Annotated in this window: 14 protein-coding genes; 6 read left to right on the top strand and 8 right to left on the bottom strand. The window is 74.4% G+C overall.

Features of this window, described 5'->3' with window-relative positions; genetic code table 11:
* Positions 1–8: 8 nt before the first annotated feature.
* Positions 9–1,133 (bottom strand): glycosyltransferase, encoded by a 1,125-nt coding sequence (locus tag ACGFXC_RS17320; protein ID WP_393713570.1) that lies wholly within the window; start codon positions 1,131–1,133, stop codon positions 9–11.
* Complete coding sequence (locus ACGFXC_RS17315; RefSeq protein ID WP_393713568.1) at positions 1,130–1,669, bottom strand: WcaF family extracellular polysaccharide biosynthesis acetyltransferase; 540 nt, start codon at positions 1,667–1,669, stop codon at positions 1,130–1,132. Before ACGFXC_RS17315 ends, ACGFXC_RS17320 begins: the two co-directional genes overlap by 4 nt.
* Before the next feature lie 105 nt (positions 1,670–1,774).
* On the opposite strand from ACGFXC_RS17315, the gene ACGFXC_RS17310 reads away from it, so the two are divergent.
* Positions 1,775–3,274: a hypothetical protein gene (locus ACGFXC_RS17310; RefSeq protein ID WP_393713566.1), complete on the top strand. Its 1,500-nt coding sequence runs from the start codon at positions 1,775–1,777 to the stop codon at positions 3,272–3,274.
* A gap of 30 nt (positions 3,275–3,304) precedes the next feature.
* Here the strand turns inward: ACGFXC_RS17310 and ACGFXC_RS17305 are convergent, their stop codons facing one another.
* The gene (locus tag ACGFXC_RS17305) at positions 3,305–4,285 is read right to left on the bottom strand and encodes an Lrp/AsnC family transcriptional regulator (protein WP_393713564.1); all 981 of its coding nucleotides are present in this window, start codon (positions 4,283–4,285) and stop codon (positions 3,305–3,307) included.
* 314 nt (positions 4,286–4,599) lie between these two features.
* Here ACGFXC_RS17305 and ACGFXC_RS17300 point away from each other — a divergent pair, with 314 nt between their 5' ends.
* On the top strand, positions 4,600–6,060 hold the full coding sequence (locus ACGFXC_RS17300; protein WP_393713562.1) for an MFS transporter: 1,461 nt from the start codon (positions 4,600–4,602) through the stop codon (positions 6,058–6,060).
* Positions 6,057–7,238 carry an amidohydrolase gene (locus tag ACGFXC_RS17295; protein WP_393713561.1) on the top strand — a complete coding sequence of 394 codons (1,182 nt, stop codon included), beginning with the start codon at positions 6,057–6,059 and terminating at the stop codon, positions 7,236–7,238. Before ACGFXC_RS17300 ends, ACGFXC_RS17295 begins: the two co-directional genes overlap by 4 nt.
* Before the next feature lie 15 nt (positions 7,239–7,253).
* Here the strand turns inward: ACGFXC_RS17295 and ACGFXC_RS17290 are convergent, their stop codons facing one another.
* From ACGFXC_RS17290 to ACGFXC_RS17280, 3 genes are read right to left on the bottom strand one after another with little or no spacing between them, the layout of a single operon-like run.
* The gene (locus ACGFXC_RS17290) at positions 7,254–8,468 is read right to left on the bottom strand and encodes a hypothetical protein (protein WP_393713559.1); all 1,215 of its coding nucleotides are present in this window, start codon (positions 8,466–8,468) and stop codon (positions 7,254–7,256) included.
* Positions 8,465–10,201 carry a lipopolysaccharide biosynthesis protein gene (locus ACGFXC_RS17285; RefSeq protein WP_393713557.1) on the bottom strand — a complete coding sequence of 579 codons (1,737 nt, stop codon included), beginning with the start codon at positions 10,199–10,201 and terminating at the stop codon, positions 8,465–8,467. The genes ACGFXC_RS17290 and ACGFXC_RS17285 overlap by 4 nt, the downstream gene beginning before the upstream one ends.
* Positions 10,198–11,403, bottom strand: a complete 1,206-nt coding sequence (locus tag ACGFXC_RS17280) for a glycosyltransferase family 4 protein (protein ID WP_393713813.1) — start codon at positions 11,401–11,403, stop codon at positions 10,198–10,200. Before ACGFXC_RS17280 ends, ACGFXC_RS17285 begins: the two co-directional genes overlap by 4 nt.
* 172 nt (positions 11,404–11,575) lie before the next feature.
* Between ACGFXC_RS17280 and ACGFXC_RS17275 the strand changes: the two genes are divergently transcribed.
* Positions 11,576–12,058, top strand: a complete 483-nt coding sequence (locus tag ACGFXC_RS17275; protein ID WP_393713555.1) for an adenylyltransferase/cytidyltransferase family protein — start codon at positions 11,576–11,578, stop codon at positions 12,056–12,058.
* On the opposite strand, the gene ACGFXC_RS17270 is transcribed toward ACGFXC_RS17275, so the two are convergent.
* Together ACGFXC_RS17270 and glgX are read right to left on the bottom strand one after the other, a co-directional pair.
* Positions 12,039–12,761, bottom strand: a complete 723-nt coding sequence (locus tag ACGFXC_RS17270; protein ID WP_393713553.1) for a CDP-alcohol phosphatidyltransferase family protein — start codon at positions 12,759–12,761, stop codon at positions 12,039–12,041. The two genes, ACGFXC_RS17275 and ACGFXC_RS17270, sit on opposite strands and share 20 nt — an antisense overlap.
* Before the next feature lie 89 nt (positions 12,762–12,850).
* Positions 12,851–15,055, bottom strand: coding sequence for a glycogen debranching protein GlgX (gene glgX / locus ACGFXC_RS17265; protein ID WP_393713811.1), 2,205 nt, complete (start codon positions 15,053–15,055; stop codon positions 12,851–12,853).
* Positions 15,056–15,341: 286 nt separating this feature from the next.
* Between glgX and ACGFXC_RS17260 the strand changes: the two genes are divergently transcribed.
* The gene (locus ACGFXC_RS17260) at positions 15,342–16,538 is read left to right on the top strand and encodes an Ig-like domain-containing protein (RefSeq protein WP_393713551.1); all 1,197 of its coding nucleotides are present in this window, start codon (positions 15,342–15,344) and stop codon (positions 16,536–16,538) included.
* A 157-nt stretch (positions 16,539–16,695) separates the two neighbouring features.
* On the top strand, positions 16,696–18,840 hold the full coding sequence (locus tag ACGFXC_RS17255) for a choice-of-anchor A family protein (protein WP_393713549.1): 2,145 nt from the start codon (positions 16,696–16,698) through the stop codon (positions 18,838–18,840).
* The last annotated feature ends 85 nt before the right edge of the window (positions 18,841–18,925 follow it).

Below are 18,925 nucleotides of genomic sequence, written 5' to 3'. Positions count from 1 at the left end.
CCCCGCCGTCAGCGCCCGATGCCCCCGTACACGTCCAGCAGGGTGTCGAGGACGGCGTCCATCGAGAAGGACTTCGCGGCCAGTTCGCGGGCGGCGAGCGAGGCCGCGGTGTTCGCGGCCGGGTCCAGGAGGGCGAGCACCGCCTCCGCCACGCCCGCCGGACCCGGCTCGACCGCACGGCCCGCACCCGCGCCCGCGATCTCCCGGGCCAGCCCGTTGGAGTGGGTCACGGCCGGGGGGACGCCCACCGCGAGGGCCTCCAGCACCGACATCGGGAACGGTTCGTCCACCGACGGCAGCACGTAGACGTGCGCCCGGCGCAGCTCCGCGAGGACCTCGTCGGCGGACAGCGCGCCCGGCACCGTGAACCGGTCCGACAGGCCCAGGGCGGTGATCCGGGAACGGACGGCGGGCAGTTCGCCCTCGTCGGGCCCGGCCAACACGAAGTGCGCGTCCGGGTGCGCGGCGAGCACGGCCACCGCCGCGTCCACGAAGTCCACCGGCCGCTTGCGGGCCTGGAGACGGGCCGCGTACAGGATGCGCGGCGGCCCCGCCGGAGCCGGCCGTCCCTCCTGCGCCGGAGTGCCGTTGACCAGCCGGACCGCGTGCGGCAGGGCGCCGCCCACCACCGCCTCCAGCCCCTCCCGCTCGTGCGGGGTCAGGTACAGCAGCGCGTCGGCGCGGCGCAGCAGACGGCGCACCGCCACCGCGTCGAGCACCTTGGCCAGCGCCTTGCCGCTCGGGTCCACCATGCCGTGGGTCTGCAGGACGAGCGGCTTGCCCGCCCGCAGCGCCGCCAGCGCCACCGGCAGCGTCACCAGGTCCCGCGCCAGGTGGACGTGGACCACGTCGGCCTCGCGCACCAGCCGGCCCGCCGAGGCCAGCAGGGCCGGCGACGTCATGCCGCTGAAGCCGAGCGGCAGGATCCGCCGGGCCCGGAACAGGGTGGCGGGAACCCCCTCCACGGAGTCCGGCCACGGGTCGAAGCCCTCCCCGAGGGCCAGCAGCCGGGCCCGGTGCCCGCGCTCCCGCAGCCCCTTGGCCAGGTTCAGCGCGACCCGTACCGGTCCGCCGAAGGCGTGCGAGGGCGAGTGCAGCGTGACCGCGTGCAGGACCTTCGACGTACTGCTCACTTGGGCTCCTCCACCGGGCGGCGGCGCCCGTCCTGGGTCTGCAGGGTCAGTTCCGGCAGGTCCCGGTGGACGACGGAACCGGCGCCCGCGACGGCGCACCGGCCGACCGTCACGCCGGCCAGCACGGTCGCCCGTACGGCCACCCACGCGCCGTCCTCGACCACGATCGGGGCGTTGCGGTAGCGGAAGTCGGTGGCGCGGTGCTCGTGCGAGCCGGTGCACAGCAGCGACTCCTGCGAGAGGCAGACGTGGGAGCCGACGGTGACGGGCTCCAGGTTCAGCAGCCAGGCGCCCTCACCGATCCAGGTGTGGTCCCCGACGGTCAGCTTCCAGGGCCACAGCACGCGCACCTTGTGCCGGATCAGCACGCCCTCGCCGATCTCGGCGCCGAAGGCCCGCAGCAGCGCGACCCGGAGCCGGGCCGGACAGAACCACGCCATGAAGAGGGTGTTCATCACGGCGAACCACAGCGCCTGCGTCAGCAGTCCGCGCCCCTTGTCGTACCCGGCCAGCGTGAAGGCAGGAAGATCGCGCAACAGTCGCCCCTCGTCGTCCCCCGACGCGCCTCCCCGGCCGTCGAACGCTCAGACTAGACTGCGCGCTGATCACGCACAGGGGTGGGGGCAACAGTGGTTACGGACATGCGCAAGCCCGCCGTCGCACCCGCGCCGCCGCCCCTCGCGGACGACTCCCGGTGGGGCCGGGTCACCACCCCGCGCACGCTGCTCTCGCGGGCGCTGTCGGTCCCCCTCGCACTCGGGTTCACCGTCTTCCTGCCGTTCTTCGTCGCCGTGCAGTCCGGCGACGGCCAGCGCGACGCCGCCTTCTGGCTCCAGCTGCTGCTGGCCATGTACGCGGGCGCGCGGCTCTCCGCCATGGTGCTGACCAGTCGGCGCAAGCTGCTCCAGGGCTCCTTCTGGCTCTTCGTCTACATGGCCATGGGCGTGGCCCCGCTCGCCCAGGCCGTCCTCGGCCGCGTCCCCACCCCCGTCGTCGGACCGCGCTCCGACCTCACCGTCGCGATCGGCCTCGTCCTGCTGGGCTGCACGGCCTTCGACGTGGGCGTCCTGCTGGCCCGCCACCGCCCCGCGGGCCGCGCGGGCGGCTCCCCCAAGGAGCCGCGGCCGCTGATGGTGCACCGCAGGCGGCTCCAACTGCTCACCGTCCTGGCCTTCCTGGGCAGTGCCGCCTTCATCGTGAAGCTGGGCGGACCGGCGGTGTTCTTCTCCAGCCGCCAGGAGATCATCGCGGGCATCGAGGAGGCCGGCGTCTCCAACGGCGACGGCCAGGCCGGGCAGGCCCTGCTGCGCGGCTTCGGCACCGTGCCGGCGCTGCTCGCCCTGCTGCTGTACACGCGCTGGCTGATCACATCGAGCTTCGCCCGCCGCAAGGTCTCCGTCATCGTGACCTGGGCGGCGCTCGCGGTCCTCAACCTGATCGTCAACAATCCGGTCTCCAACCCGCGCTACTGGTTCCTCACCGTCATGTTCGCGCTGCTCTTCACGGTCTTCCCGGTGAGCGCCGCCATGTACCGGGTGGCGCTGTCGATGGCCGTGGTGATCGCCCTGCTCGTCTTCCCCTTCGCGGACCGCTTCCGCTACGACGAGAAGAACTACAAGCCCGTCGAGACGACCTCGTTCCTGGAGCCCATGGCGCTCAAGGACTACGACCAGATCGGCATGTTCGCGAACACCATCACCTTCTCCCACTCCGGCCCGGGCCATTTCTACGGGCGCCAGCTGGCCGGATCCGTCTTCTTCGCGGTGCCCCGCTCGGTGTGGCCGGGCAAGCCGCGCGACACCGGCGTGATGGTCGGCCAGTGGATGGGCACGGTCAACACCAACCTCTCCTCCCCGGTCTGGGCCGAACTGTGGCTGGACTTCGGTCCGCTGGGCATGGGCGGCGGACTCCTGGCCATCGGGTACGCGGCCGCCCGCGTCGACCGCCGCTACGCCAAGCGCGCCACCCGCCGCTCACCACCGGGCAGCCTGATCTCCACGGTGGTCCCGCTGGTCGCCGGGTACTCCTTCATCCTGCTGCGCGGTCCGCTGCTCCAGGCCTCGGGCCGGGTGGCCATCGCGGGCCTGTGCCTCGCGCTGGTGGCCACGTACCGCACGGACCGGGTCGCCACCCTGCGCTGAGCGCTCCCCACGGGCGGCGGTCCCGGCAGGTCAGCGGCCGGGCGCCGCCACGATGCCCGCGCGCTTGTACGTCCGCATCAGCAGCGCGGTCTCGGCCGACGTGACGCCCTCCAGAGCGGCGAACACCCTGGTGGTGAAGGCGTGCAGGCCGGCGATGTCCCGATGGCTGGAGTAACCCAGGAGCGGTGCCGCGCCCGTGGTCACCACCAGGTGGCGCACGGCCGGCTCCCGCGCCAGCCGCCGGACGGCGCGGTCGAGCCGGCTGTGCGCCACCCCGAGCCGGAACCGGGCCTCCACCGGGTAACCGAGCACCGCCGGGTCCGCGTGCAGCCGCAGGTGCAGTACGTGCGAGGTCATCAGCCGGGCGAGCCGGCGGCGGGCGGTGCTCTCCCCGACGCTCAGCTCGCGCGCCAGCCGGGTCGTCGACATCCGGGCGTCCCCGTGCAGCAGCGCGACCAGGGCGCGGTCGAGGTCGTCGACGGGGATCGGCGCGGGCAGCGGGGCGCCGGCCGTCACGAGGCGGCGCACCTCGGTCGGCTCGTCGTCGTACGGGGCCCAGTCGGCCGCGGTCAGCAGCAGCCGGAGCACCACCCCCGAATGGAGGTCGACCACCCCGTCCAGGCGGCCCACCACGGTGTCCACCAGGGCCAGCAGCGCCTCGTGGCCGGGAGCGTTGACCTCGGCGTACACCTCCAGCGCGCCGGTGGCCACCTCCACCGAGCGGGTCTCGGGCCGCCGGGCGAGGGCGAGGGCCGTCTCGTGCACCCGGCCCGGGGCGCAGCGCACGGCGAGCTCGGCGGTGATCCCCTCGCCCTGGTACTCGGGGACGAGGGAGGCGGAGAAGCGGACGTGGCCGCCGGCGGTCATGCGGTCCAGGCGGCGGGCGACCGTCCGCTCGTGCACCCCGATGGCCGCGGCGACCTCGGCGAAGGCGGCCCGCGGGTCACGGTGCAGGGCGCGCAGCACCTGGTGGTCGACGGCGTCCAGCAGCGGGAGGGACCCGGCGGTCATCGGTGCCTCCAAGGGGACGGGGCGGGCGGTACGGCGCAGGTCCGCGACGGTACGCCCGCGTGGGCGGCCGGGGCGCAGCCCGCCCGAGACGGGCTCCGTACCGCGCCCGATTGACGGAATCCGCCGCGCGAACGGGTCTCGATGCCGCGTTCACCCGATTATGAGGCCCTCTCTTGCCCGCGGTGCGACCCGCACCGGACATTGTGATGCGGATCGTGCCCCGCCCCCCGCCCCCGCCCCCGCCGGTGCCGGGCCCGGCGCCACGCCCCCTTCCTGCACCGGCCGCCCGGCCGATCCCCGAACAGGTGGTACGTATGACGCCCACGGATGTCCGCGACACCAGACCCGCCGTACGGACGACCCCCGCCGCCGCCGTGATCGCCTCCGTCGCGCTCGTCGAACTCTCCAGCGGCATCACGCAGGGCTTCCTGTCCCCGCTGCTGCGCGGCCTGACGCAGACCCTCGGGGTCACCGCCGCCGACCTCAACTGGATCAGCATCGCCAACCTGCTGGCCAGCGTCGTCTTCACCCCGGTGCTCTCGCGCATGGGCGACCTGTACGGCCACCGCCGCGTCCTGCGCTGGAACCTGGCGCTCGTGCTGCTCGGCTCGGTCCTGGTCGGGCTCAGCCGCTCCTTCCCCGCCCTGCTCGCGGGACAGATCCTCCAGGGCGCCTTCGCGGGCTTCTTCCCGCTCCTCGTCGGCATCCTGCGCAACCGCGCCCGCGCCGGGGCCGACGGCGAGGGGGAGAGCCGCCGCGGCATCAGCTACATGGTCGCCGCCCTCGTCGGCGGCATCGCCCTCGGCCTGGTCGCCAGCGGGTTCGTCGCCAGGACCGTCGACAGCCCGACCGCCGCCCTGTGGGTGCCCGCCGTCGCCATCAGCCTGGCCCTCGCCGTCACCTGGCCGCTGCTCCCCGAGTCCGCGCACCGCCCCGGCGGCCGGATCGACTGGGCGGGCGGCATCCTGCTCTGCCTCGGCCTGGTCGCCGTCATGCTGGGGCTGGGCCTCGGCGGCACCCCGGGCTGGGAGTGGACCTCGGGGCGCACCCTGGGCTGCCTCGTCGGCGGAGTGCTCACCTGCGTCCTGTGGGCCGCCGTCGAACTGCGCGTGCCCGAGCCGATGATCGACGTCCGGATGTTCCGGCACCGCAACGTCGTCGTGGTCTCCCTGGTCACGCTCACCTTCACCTTCGGCATGATCGGACTGCAGGTCGCCAACCCGGTCTTCCTCGGCACCAGCCCGGCCGAGAACGGCTACGGCCTGGGCCTGGACCCCTTCGCCACCGCCCTCGCGATGCTGCCGAACATGCTCTGCCTCGCCCTCGGGGCGCTGCTGGCGCCCGCCGTCGCCGCCGCCGTGTCCGACCGGCTGACGCTGGTCGCCGGTTCGCTGCTGATGGCCGCCGGCTACCTGCTGTCGCTGACCTGCCACGCCGACGGGGCGCTGTTCCTGGCCGGCACGGCCGTCGCCGGGCTCGGCACCGGCTTCCTCCAGCACTCGACCCGCACGCTCGCGGTGGAGTCCGTCCCGGCCGACCGCACCTCGGTGGGTTCCGGCATCAACGAACTGCTGATCAACGTCGGCGGCTCCATCGGCGCGGCGGCCGTGCTCACCGTCTTCGCCGCCCGCACCCCGGCCGGCCGCACCCTGCCCGTCCTGGACGCCTACACCACCTCCTGGACGCTGTGCACGGTGGTCTCGCTGGCCGGCGCCGCCCTCGCCCTGCTCTACCGCACCCCGCGCGCCGCCGGCGCCGGAAAGGAACTCCGATGACCGCCGTGAACGTCCTGCGCGAGCGCGCCCGCACCGTGCTGAGCGCCCGCCAGGACGAGGTGCTCGGGCTGAGCCACGCCCTGCACGCCGATCCCGAACTCGCCTACGAGGAGCACCGCGCCGCCCGCCGGATCGCCGACCTCCTGGAGCGCGCCGGACTCACCGTGACCCGGGGGGCGTACGGACTGCCCACCGCCCTCTCGGCCACCCGCGGCAGCGGGGACCTCGTCATCGGGATCTGCGCCGAGTACGACGCGCTGCCCGGCATCGGCCACGCCTGCGGCCACAACGTCAACGGTGCGGCCGCCGTGTCCGCGGCCCTGGCGCTGGCCCCGCTCGCCGACGACCTCGGCATCACCGTCAAGCTGCTGGGCACCCCGGCGGAGGAGTCCGGCGGCGGCAAGGTCGACATGCTGCGCGCGGGCGCCTTCGACGACGTGGCGGCCGCGATGATGGTGCACGCCGCGCCCTCCGACTCGGTCGGCATGAGCTCGCTCGCCATCAGCAGCTGGAAGGTCGGCTACACCGGCCGTGCCGCCCACGCCGCGGCCATGCCCGAACGCGGCATCAACGCCGCCGACGCCATGATGATCGCGCAGGTCGCCATCGCCGCCCACCGCCAGCAGATGCGGCCCGGCGCGGTCGTCTCCGGCGTGGTCACCGGGGGCGGAACGGCCGCGAACGTCATCCCCGCCCACACGAGCGCCGACTACGACTGCCGGGCCGTCACCAGCGAGGAACTCGCCGAGCTCCAGGCCCGGGTGCGGGCCTGTTTCGAGGCGGGGGCGCTGGCCACCGGCGCGGAACTCGCCCTGGAGGGCGTCGGCAACGACTACGCCGACCTGCGCCAGGACTTCGCGATGGGCCGCAGCTACCTGGGCGCCGCCCGCGACCTGGGCCGCCGCGTCCAGGACTGTGATCCGACGATCCGGGGCGGGTCCACCGACATGGGCAACGTCTCCCACCTCGTGCCCACCATCCACCCGATGATCGGCTACGACTGCGGCGAGGCGATCATGCACAACCCGGAGTTCACCCGCTACGGCACCGGGGACGGCGCCGACCGGGCCGTCCTGGACGGCGGGCTCGCCATGGCGTGGACCGCCATCGAGCTGGCCGTCGACCCCCTGCACCGCGCGGGCCTGCTCTCCCGGCTGGCCGCCCGCTCCGCAGGCTGAGGCGCCCCGCGCCGGTCAGGCGGCCGCGGCGACCTCGGGCGCCGCGGCCGCCAGCCGGGTCACCCGCAGCCACCCCGCCGCCGCCTTCGCCGCCGATCCCAGGGCCAGGCCCCAGGCCGCCCCGGCCACGCCGCCCAGCGCGTACCCGGCCAGCAGCAGGCCCACGGACAGCAGGGAGAAGACCACCTGGAGCGAGAGGGTGGCCTTCGGGTTGAGCACCCGCAGCGTCAGCAGGGCGCAGGTGCCCAGCCCCATCACCGCGTACTGCGCGCCCGTCGCGGGCAGCAGCGCGGAGGCCGCCGCCCAGGTGTCGCCGAGCAGGTGGCGGCCGAGCCGGTCGGGCAGCGCGTACAGGACGGCCGCCCAGCCGCCGCCGAGCACGGCCAGGCCCGCGCCCATCAGCACGGTCAGCCGGACCACCCCGCGCTTTCCCGGGGCCCGGCCCACCAGCGGCGGGCCGAAGGCGTTCGCCGAGTTGAACAGCACGTTGAGCGGCCCGAAGAGGGTGGTCGCCCCGCGCAGCGCGCCGACGGCCAGCGGGGTGGCGAACGCGCCGAGTCCGAGCACCGCGAGCTGGCTGGAGCCGTTGCCCACCGCGAACTCGACCACGAACCGCTGCCCGAGGTGTCCGCGCCGCAGGTAGGGGCGCAGTTCGGCCCGCGCCCCGCGCACGGAGGGCCGCAGCAGCCACAGCCCCAGCGCGAGCGCGGGCAGCGCCGACAGTCCCCAGACCAGCACCAGCCGGGCGGGCGAGGCCCCGGCCGGCTGGACGGCCAGCGCCGCGACCACGCACACCAGCCGGAGGGTGTCGGCGGCCAGCGCCCGCTGGGGGGCCCGCAGCGCGGAGAAGCAGTAGCGCAGCCCGTCCTGTACGAGGACCAGCGGCAGGACGAGCCCCAGCGCGAGGAACCCGCCGCCGGTGGCGCCCGGCAGCGCCAGTCCCGCCACCGCCAGCGCGAGCCCGGCCACCGCGGAGGCGGCCGCGGTGAACAGCACGGAGGAGCGGCACACCACCGCGAGCCGCTCGCCCTTCTCCAGGACCACGGTCTGGCCGACGTAGGCCATGTTCAGCCCGAGGAGCACGGTGAAGGCCACGTAGACCATCGAGAAGCCGGCGAAACCGGAGGCCGAGGACAGCCGGGCGGCCAGCACCAGCACCAGGATGTTCGTGGCGCTGGAGGCGGCCTGGTCCAGGACGGAGGAGACGGCGGCGAGGCCCCGCCGGCTCACCGCCGGCCCGTACGGACCGTGCGCAGGGCCACGGTGTCGCTGCCGTCGCCCGTGAGGGTCTGCTCGGGCTCGGCGGCCCCGGCGGCCCCGGCGGGCTCCCGCGTGAGCGGCTGCGGGGCCGGGGGCCCGGCGGCGGCGCCCTTCGCGGCCCTGCCGCCGCCGGCCCGCTTCTCGCCCGGCAGCGGGGCGTGCAGCACCGCGCCGAGCACGGTGCCGCCTGCGCCGCTGATGAGCTCGCGGATCCGGGCGAGGTCGCTGCGGTGCACCGCGCGCGGATCGCAGACGACCAGGACGCCGTCGACGCGGTCGACGAGGGCGAGGGCGTCGGCGTACGAGAGCACGGGCGGGGCGAGCACCACGACGGTGGAGTTGGGGGAGTCGGCTTCGGAGACCAGCCGGGTGGAGCGCGGGGAGGTCAGCGCACGGGCGACGTTGCGCACGCGTTCGCCGGGGATCAGGTCGAAGGCGCCCGACTCGCCGGCGTCCACGACGAGCTGGCGTCCGTCGGGCCAGTCGGCCTCGCCGCCCGGCGCCGCACCGGAGGCGCCGGGCTGGCTCCAGCGGGGCCGGCCGCCCGCGTCGGTGGGCAGCTGGCTGGCCAGTACGGGGGTGCGCAGGTCGGCCTCGATGAGCAGGACGTCCTTGCCGGTCTCGGCGAAGGAGGCGGCCAGGTTCACGGCCACGGCGGCGGCGGTCTCGCTGGAGCCGCGCGGGGCGACCACCAGCAGCCGGCGCCGGTCGGCGAAGCGGGAGTCGTAGGCGAGGCGGAAGGCGACCGAACGGTACTCCTCGGCGAGCCGGGGGTCGGCCTCGCCGGCCGCGAGCAGCGGTCCGCCGCCGGTCTTGTCCCGGGGCAGGTAGCCCAGGACGGGGGCGCGCAGGGCCCGGGCCACGTCGCCCTCGGAGCGCGGCGCCGGGTCGAAGACGAGCCGGACCCAGGCGGCGAGCAGACCGAGGGCCAGGCCGACGGCCGCGCCCAGCGCGAGCGACATGGGCAGGCCCGGTCCGTCGGGCGCGCCGGGCGCGGTCGCGGGGCTGGTGACCCGGCCGGGGGTCATGTCCAGGGCGGCGAGCTTGGCGATGCTGCTGTTGAGGGTGTTGACCTTGCTCTGCAGGTCGGTCTTGGCGGACAGCGCGGCGTCGCGGGCCGTGCCGGCCGGCAGGTTGCCGGCCTGCCGGGCGGTCTCGTCGAGCTGCTTGGCGACCGGGTCGCGCTGGTCCTCGTACCCCTTGACCATCTTGTCGCGGGTGGCGTCGAGGGCCTCCTGCCGCTTGAGCAGGTAGGCCTCGGTCAGCGCGTTGGCCCGCTTGGCGGCCTCCCGGGGGGAGGAGGAGGTGTAGGTGAAGCGGAGCACCATCGTCTGCGGCGGGTTGGTCACCTGCAGTCCGCCGCGCAGCGCGCCGAGGTCCTTGGCGGGCGTGCCGAGCTTCTTGGCGGCCTGCTCGGCTATGGAGCTGGACAGCGCGACCTGGCGCTCCGAGCCGATGTTGATGGCCTTGTCGGGCGCCAGGCTCGGGTTGAACGGGTCGTCGGTGGGGGCGCGCAGCACGATGTCGGCGGTCGCGACGTAGGTGTCCGCCGTGGAGATGCCGAGGTAGACGCCGCCCAGCAGGCCGATGCCCACGCCCGCGCCGATGAGCCGGCGGTAGCGCAGCAGCTGCTTGAACTGGTCCCGCAGCAGATCCGGCTCGTCCTCGGCCGGGGCGGCTGCCGGGCGGTTCGTCTCGATCACGGCTGGAGACCCCCAAGTGCTTCGTCGATCAGTGCGTCGATGCGGGCCAGGCCCGCCTCACGGCTCAGGTGGGCCGCCACGTGGACGGGCCCGGCGGCGCCCAGCGCGTCCGCGCCCTCGGGGTCCTCGGCCAGGGCCCGTACGGCCTTGAGCAGGGCCGCGGGGTCCTCCGGGGGTACGAGCACCCCCGCGCCGGAACGTTCCACCTCCTGGGCGGTCCCGCCCGCGGCCGCGACGGACGCGACGACGGGCCGGCCGGCCTGGAAGTAGGAGGTCAGCTTGGACGGGACGCTCATGTCGAGCACGGCCGCGTGCTGGGTGACCGCGAGGACGTCCGCCGCCGCGAGGATATCGGGGAACTCCCCGTCGGCGGCAGGGGGGATGATGTCGAGGTTCGGCACGTCGGCGGCCAGCCCGGCGAGGGCGCCGCGCTGGCTGCCGTCGCCCATGAGGACGAAACGGACGCCGGGGTCGAGGCGGGCGGCGCCGACGAGGACTTCGAGCCCCTGCTTGAGTCCCATGTTCCCGGAGTGCAGGACCACGGTCTGGCCGGGCGCCCAGCCCAGGTGGCGGCGGGTCTCCCCGCGCGGCTTGGTGGGCTGCGGCACGTGCGACCAGTTGGGCACGAGGCGGATCCGCGCCGGGTCCACGCCCATGCCGACGACCCGGTCCACGAAGGTCTCGTGGATGACGCCGACCAGCGCGGCGCGCCCCAGCGCGTAGGCCTCCGCGCGCCCGGCCACCGCGGCCGCCTTGTCGCCGCCGCTGATCCCGCTCTGCGCGGCGGCGGCGCCCATGAGGTCCTGGACGACCGGGACGAAGGGCACCTTCCACTTCGCCGCGAGCCGGGCCGCGAGCACGCCGCCCGCCAGGCTGGGCATCTGGGCCAGTACCGCGTCCGGCTTCGGCATCCGGGGCGGGGCCACGGCGCCGTGCAGCAGAATCGATCCTTCAAAAAGGGCGCGCTTGACCGCGGTCTGACGCCGCGGCACCGTGTGCGCGCGCCGGTGCACGGTGACCCCCGCGCGCTGTTCCGTGCGCCGCAGCGCCCCCCGGTACTCCGGCTCGACGGACCAGGCCGGATAGTGCGGCATGCCCGCCAGGACATGGGTCTCATGGCCGGATCGTGCCCAGTGCTCCGCGATCTGGGTGGCGTACGGGCCTATGCCCGCGTGCTCGGGGGCGTAGTTGGTGGAAACCAGCAGCAGGCGCCGGTGACCGGATGTGGACACTGAACGTCCCCTTCTCCCCTGGATGATGCGCACGTCACCCTATGCGTTCACCCACAGGGTGGGGAACGTGCGCGCTATTGTCTGCTAATCCGCCACACCGGGGGGTGTGGCCGCTGGGGGGTAACTGATGACGGAGTACGACATGTCCGAACCTGCCGCGGCCGCGCGCAGACCGTACCGGGTCGGCTACGCGCCCGGGGCCTACGACCTGTTCCACATCGGACACCTCAACATCCTCCGGCACGCCCGGAGCCAGTGCGACTACCTGGTCGCCGGGGTGGTCTCCGACGAGATGGCCGAACGGGCCAAGGGGCGCCGCCCGATGATCCCGCTCGTCGAGCGGCTGGAGATCGTCCGGAGCGTCAAGTACGTCGACGCCGCCTTCGTCGAGACGGTCCCCGACAAGGTGGAGACCTGGAAGCAGGTCCGCTTCGACGTGATCTTCAAGGGCGACGACTGGCGCGGCACGCCCAAGGGCGACCGACTGGAGAAGGACTTCGCCCCCCACGGCGTCGAGGTCGTCTACTTCCCCTACACCGTGCACACGTCCAGCACCCAGCTGCGCCGGGCCCTGGACGCCCTCGCCGCGCCCCAGGCCGAACCCCTCACCGCCGAACGGCGCTGAGCTCCCGGAACCACTTCACGAGGAACGCCACCAGGAACAGCGCGGCGACCGCGCCCAGCCCCGCGTACGCCCAGCGGAACAGCGCCCCGCCGCCCAGCAGCAGGAACACCAGGCTGAACACCCCGTAGTCCACGGGCAGCAACGCCACCGCGCGCAGGGTCGACGGCGCGGCGGCGGCACTGCCCGGGGCGGGCCCGGGCTTGAGCTTCTCGGTCAGCAGACCGCCGAAGAAGGTGACGACCGCCGCGAACTGGAACCCCAGCGGAACCAGCAGCCAGCCGTCCGAGCCCGTCCCGTAGGCCTCGGGGAAGCGGTGGAAGGCGATCAGCACGCAGGTGTGCAGGGCGGTGAGCTTCGCGCAGTCCACGACGTGGTCCAGCCACTCGCCCGCCGCGCTGCCGCCCCCGCGCAGCCGGGCCAGCTGCCCGTCGGCCGAGTCGAAGGCGAAGCCCACCGCGAGCGCGGCCCACACGGCCGCGCCCATTGCCCACGAGGGGGCCGTCAGCGCGACCGCCGCCACGGCGGCGAAGCTGAAGGCGGCGCTGATCAGCGTCACCTGGTTGGGCGTGAGGCCCAGCGCGTACGACCCGGCGGCCAGGTACCGGCCGGCGGGCCGGTTGACGAACCGGGAGTAGAGCGACACGCCCTTCGCCGACTTCTGCGCCCCGCGCAGCTCCCGCAGCGCGGTCCCGACACTCGCCATGCGTACCCCTGAGCCCCTCGATGGCACACGCGTGCCGGTGCACGCGCGTTCGTACGAAGGGCACATCATCGCAGGGGCCCGCGCGCCCCCTACGACACCACCCGGAGCAGCAGCACCGACCGGGCCGGGACCGTCAGCGGCTCACCGCCCCGGTGCCGGGTGCCGGGCGCGTCGGCCTGCGCCTCCCGCGCCGTGTCCAGCACGAGCTCGTACGAGCCCGCCCACGGCGCGCCGGGCAGCACCCACTCCACCGGCCGGTCCCCGGCGTGCAGCAGCGCCAGGAAGCTGTCGTCCGTCACCTGCACGCCCCGCTCGTCACGGCCCGGGATGTCGCGCCCCGACAGGTACAGGCCGACCGCCGCGGCCGGCGCGTACCAGTCCCGCTCCGTCATCTCCTCGCCCCGCGGGGTGAACCAGGCCAGGTCCCGCAGTCCGTCCGCGCCCTGGGCCCGCCCCGAGAAGAACGCCCGCCGCCGCAGCACGGGGTGGGCCTGGCGCAGCGCGATCAGCCGCCGGGTCAGCGCGAACAGCTCGCTCCACGCCGGATCGGACAGCAGCGACCAGTCCACCCAGCCCGTCTCGTTGTCCTGGCAGTAGGCGTTGTTGTTGCCGCCCTGGGTGCGGCCGAACTCGTCGCCCGCCACCAGCATCGGCACCCCGGTCGACAGCAGCAGCGTGGTCAGCAGGTTGCGCAGCTGGCGCCGGCGCAGCGCCCCGATCCGGGGATCGTCGCTCTCGCCCTCCGCCCCGCAGTTCCACGACCGGTTGTCGTTGGTCCCGTCGCGGCCCGCCTCGCCGTTCGCCTCGTTGTGCTTGCGCTCGTAGGTGACCAGGTCGCGCAGGGTGAACCCGTCGTGCGCCGTCACGAAGTTCACCGAGGCGTACGGCCTGCGACCGCCCCACGCGTACAGGTCGCTGGAGCCCGACAGCCGGTAGCCGAGGTCCCGTACGTCGGGCAGCGCGCCCCGCCAGAAATCGCGCGCGGCATCGCGGTAGCGGTCGTTCCACTCCGTCCACAGTGGCGGGAAGGAGCCCACCTGGTAGCCGCCCGAGCCCACGTCCCAGGGTTCCGCGATCAGCTTGACCCGGCGCAGCACCGGGTCCTGGGCGATCACCGCCAGGAACGGCGAGAGCATGTCCACGTCGTGCATGGAGCGGGCCAGCGCCGCCGCCAGGTCGAAGCGGAAGCCGTCCACCCCCATCTCCGTCACCCAGTAGCGCAGCGAGTCGGTGATCAGGCGCAGCACGTGCGGCCGCCCGGCGTGCAGGGTGTTGCCGCAGCCCGTGTAGTCGGCGTAGCGGCGCTGGTCGGACTGGAGCCGGTAGTACGCCCGGTTGTCGATCCCGCGCAGGGACAGCGTCGGGCCCAGCTCCCCGGCCTCCGCGGTGTGGTTGTAGACCACGTCGAGGATGACCTCGATGCCCGCCGCGTGCAGCGCCTTCACCATCCGCTTGAACTCGCCGACCTGCTGCCCGGCGGTCCCGCTGGAGGAGTAGCCGGCGTGCGGGGCGAAGTAGCCGACCGAGTTGTAGCCCCAGTAGTTGCGCAGGCCCCGCCGCAGCAGGTGGTCCTCGTGCGCGAACTGGTGCACGGGCAGCAGCTCCACCGCCGTCACGCCGAGCCGAGTCAGGTGCTCGACCGCCGCCGGGTGCGCCAGCCCCGCGTACGTGCCCCGCAGCTCCTCGGGAACACCCGGATGGCGCATCGTGAACCCGCGCACGTGCAGCTCGTAGATCACCGAATCGGCCCAGGGGGTCTTCGGCCGGACGTCGTCCGCCCAGTCGTCGTCGTCGTGGACGACCACCCCCTTCGGGACGTGCGGGGCCGAGTCCCGGTCGTCGCGCACGGTGTCGGCGATGTACTGCTGGGGCCAGTCCCGCACGTGCCCGTACACCTCCGCGGGCAGCGTGAAGTCCCCGTCCACCGCCCGCGCGTACGGGTCCAGGAGGAGCTTCGCCGGGTTGTGGCGGGCGCCCGTCCAGGGGTCCCAGCGGCCGTGCACCCGGAAGCCGTAGCGCTGTCCGGGCAGCACGCCCGGCACGAATCCGTGCCAGATCTCGTGCGTCAGCTCGGTCAGGGCGCAGCGGGTCTCCCCGCCCCGCTCGTCGAACAGGCACAGCTCCACCGCCTCCGCGCCCTGGGCCCACAGCGCGAAGTTGGTGCCCGCGACCCCGCCGGGCCCCAGGTGGAAGCGGGCTCCCAGGGGATGTGAGGACCCCGGCCACACGGGCGGCGAGGGGTGCGCGGCGGCCCGCAGCACCTGCGCCTGGATCCGCTCGCGCACGACGTCCATGCCGTCCCTGCCCGTCGTCGTCTCCGGTCCGCCCACGGCATTGCTGGCGGCGGCATCCACCGCCTCTTGCTCGGCTGCGCTCGACACTGCCCGCCTCCACGGCTCCTGGGTACCGGCGGGGGAGTGCGGCCCCGGCGTCCCGGCCTGGGCCCGCCCCCGTCTGGTCCTTCCCACTGTTCTGCCCGGACAGTTCTGCCCGGAACGTGCCCGGCCCTCACGTTTCCCCCGGAGGGGGCCGGTCGTTGGACGGGGCGTGACTCTTCTGACGAGGCGGGCAGGGGCGGGCTTGGCCGCCGTGGCGGCGTGGGCGGCCCTGCTGGGCGGCCTCACCGGCTGCACCAAGGACGGCGGCTCCCCGGTGGAGATCGCCCTCCCCGGCAAACCGCGCTCGCCGGACGAGGCGATCCGGATCACCCCCGACGACAACGCCAAGGGGGTGCCGGCCGAGGGCCCGCTGCGGGTGCACGTGCCCGAGGGCCGGCTGGAGCGCGTCGTCGTCACCAAGGTCGAGGACGCCCAGGAGGAGCAGGTCCCGGGCTCGATCGCCGCCGACGGGCTCAGCTGGAGCCCGGACCCCTCGGCCGGACGGCTCGCGCTCGCCGCCAAGTACACCGTCGACGCGGTCGCCCTCGACGGGCACGACCGCCGTCAGGCCCGGCACACCACCTTCACCACCTACGTCCCCGAAGAGCGGTTCATCGGCTACTTCAAGCCCGAGAACCGCTCCACCGTGGGCACCGGGATGATCGTCTCGTTCAAGTTCAACCGCTCCATCAAGCAGCGCGCCGCCGTGGAACGGGCCATCAGCATCACCTCCGACCCCGCCGTGCCCGTCGTGGGCCACTGGTTCGGCGACGAGCGCCTCGACTTCCGGCCCAAGGAGTACTGGAAGCCCGGGACCGAGGTCACCGTCAAGATGGACCTGCGGGACGTCGAGGGCGCGCCCGGCTCCTACGGCATCCAGGACAAGACCATCCGCTTCACGGTGGGCCGCTCCCAGGTCTCCCTCGTCGACGCCGTCGCCCACACGATGGAGGTCCGCCGGGACGGCCGGCTGCTGTCCACGGTCCCCATCACCGCCGGGGCGCCGAAGAACACCACCTACAACGGCAAGATGGTGGTGATGGAGATGTTCGACGTGACCCGGATGAACGGCCAGACCGTCGGCTTCGGGGGCGAGTACGACATCCCCGACGTTCCCCACGCCATGCGGCTCACCAACTCCGGGACCTTCCTGCACGGCAACTACTGGGCCAGCCCCGACACGTTCGGCCACACCAACGTCAGCCACGGCTGCGTGGGACTGCGCGACGACAAGGGCGGCGGCTCGGACACCCCGGCGGGCTGGTTCTTCGACCGGACCCTGGTCGGGGACGTGGTGGAGGTCGTGAACTCGCAGGACCGGGTCGTCGCGGCCGACAACGGGCTGGGCGGCTGGAACATGTCGTGGGCGGACTGGGCCGCCGGCTCGGCCCTCGGCTGACCCCGCCCCCGCTCCGGCGTCCGCGCGGCCCGGCGCCCGCCCCCGCAATCGAGTGATTGTCGGACCGTAATTCCGCCGTGCGGGAGTGTCGTCCGGCCGCCGCGCCCGGGCCCGCCCGCAGCCTGTCAGGGCCATCAGCGGATACGGACGGAGCGTCATGTCAGCAAGGAAGTGGACCCTGGGGCTCGCGATCGGGGCCGTACTGGCCGCCGGGTCCCCCTCGGCCCTGGCGGCGGGCTCCGACGCCCGCCCCCCGGCCGCCCCAGTCCTGCGGGCGCCGCTGCCCGGCGGCCTCGGTCCCTGCGTTCCGGGCCAGTGCCCCAGCCCCTTCCCGCCGATCGGCAGCGACGGCAGCATCAAGGGCCGCGACAACGCCGTCAACATCTTCGCCGGGGGCCAGTACCGGGTCCGCGGACGCGCCTCCGAGGCCGAGGGCCGCCTGGTCGTCCTCGGCGGCTTCGACCAGGACAAGCTGGCCGGCGGGGACTCCCGCTACAACGTCGGGATCGTCGGCGCCGGATCCCTCGTACCGCCGCCCGACGGCGCGGACTTCCTCACCACGGGCGCCGGCGTCACCGTCGCGGCGGGCGAGACCCTGATCGCCGACCGGGGGGTGGTCCGGCACGCGGGCGACGTCACCGGCACCGTGACCGGCACCCTCGTCAAGGACGCGGCCGCCGTCGCCCCGTACGCCGGACTGCGCGACCGGCTCAGCGCCGCCAGCCAGTGCTACGCCAAGGTCGACGGCCGCCCCCGCCCGGCGACCGGCACGGTCGTCAACAGCGGTTCCGAGACGCTGTTCACCGGCGACGGCACCTCCCGGCTCCAGGTCTTCAACGTGGACGCCGACCTGACCGGAGCCCGGGGCGCCCAGCAGGGCGTGCGGTTCACCGGCATCCCGGCCGGCGCGACGGTCCTCGTCAACGTCCTCGGAACCGCCCGCACCATCAACACCTACAGCGGCGGACTGGTGGACACCGATCCGCTCAACGCCTACCGCGAGCGGCTGCTGTGGAACTTCCCGGACGCCGCCACGGTGAACCTGACCGGTACCGGCCAGTTCCAGGGCAGCTTCCTGATGGGCAACCAGGCCTCCGAGACCACCGTGACGCTGCCCGGCATCAACGGACGCTTCTTCACCACGGGCTCGGTCACCCACGGCAGCGACACGGCCGGCGGCGGTGGCCAGGAGTTCCACGCCTACCCCTTCACGGGCGACCTCCCCGACTGCGGTCCGGCTCCCGAGCCGACCGGCGCGGTGGCCGTGACCAAGGTGGACGAGCAGGGCGATCCCCTCGGCGGGGCCGTGTTCGAGCTGTGGCACGAGACCAACGGCCTGCCGGGCCTCCAGACGGGCACCGCGACCCCCGACACCAAGGTGGGCGACTGCACGACCCCGGCGAGCGGCCGCTGCGAGCGCACCGTGGCGCTCGGCACGTACTACTGGCGGGAGACGGCGGCCCCGGCCGGTCACGACCTGCCCGCGAACCCGGTCTTCCCGCTGACGCTGACCCGGGACAACGCCGCGGCCGGGGTCACGGTCCGGGCCGTCAACACCCGCACCCCCGTCCCGGGCGCCAGGGTCGTGCTCCTCAAGACCGACCTGGAGACCGGCGCCCCGCTGCCCGGGGCCCGCTTCGAGCTGTGGCGCGAGACCAACGGCCGTCCCGGCCTCCAGCCCCTCGGCGGGGACGCCGACGAGCGGCTCGACGGCCTCTGCGTGACCGGTCCCCGGGGCAGCTGCACGGTCGAACTGCCGGTCGGCGAGACCTACTACTGGCGGGAGGTCGGGCTCCCGGACGGCTACGAGGACCCCGCCGACCCCGTCACCGCCTTCGAGCTGACGGCGGGCGACGTCGCCCAGGGCCGCGTGGTCACCGTCACGAACCGCAGGACGGGCGAGGACCCGACGGGCTCCCTGCGCGTGCTGAAGAAGGACGACAAGACCGGGCGGCCGCTGCGCGGGGCGGTGTTCGAGGTCTGGAAGGAGACCAACGGCACCCCGGGCCTGCAGACCCGCGGCATCAACGCCGACCGGAAGGCCAAGGACGGCTGCGCGACCGACCGGGCCGGCGTCTGCGACTTCGACGCGCTCTCCGAGGGCTGGTACTACCTCGTGGAGACGGACGTCCCCGAGGGCTACGTCCTGCCGCGCGACCGGGTGACCGGACCGCTGCACGTGACGGAGCGGGCCCCCGGCAACCGCGTCGAGGTCACCGTCCGCAACAAGCGCGACGACCACGGCAAGGGCAAGGGCAAGGGCGAGCACGACGGGCGCGAGGACGACGGCCCGGAGGCCTGACCGCACCCCCGCGGCCGGCCGCGCCCGGCGCCCCGGCTGCGCCGGCGGAGTGAGCCCCTCACCCCGCCGGCGCAGCCGCGCGCGC

Origin of the sequence: Streptomyces sp. NPDC048507 (genome assembly GCF_043199995.1) — a bacterium.
Classification (GTDB): Bacteria; Actinomycetota; Actinomycetes; order Streptomycetales; family Streptomycetaceae; genus Streptomyces.
Note: the sequence above shows the minus strand (reverse complement) of the source record. Positions and strands in the feature narration are given on the sequence as shown.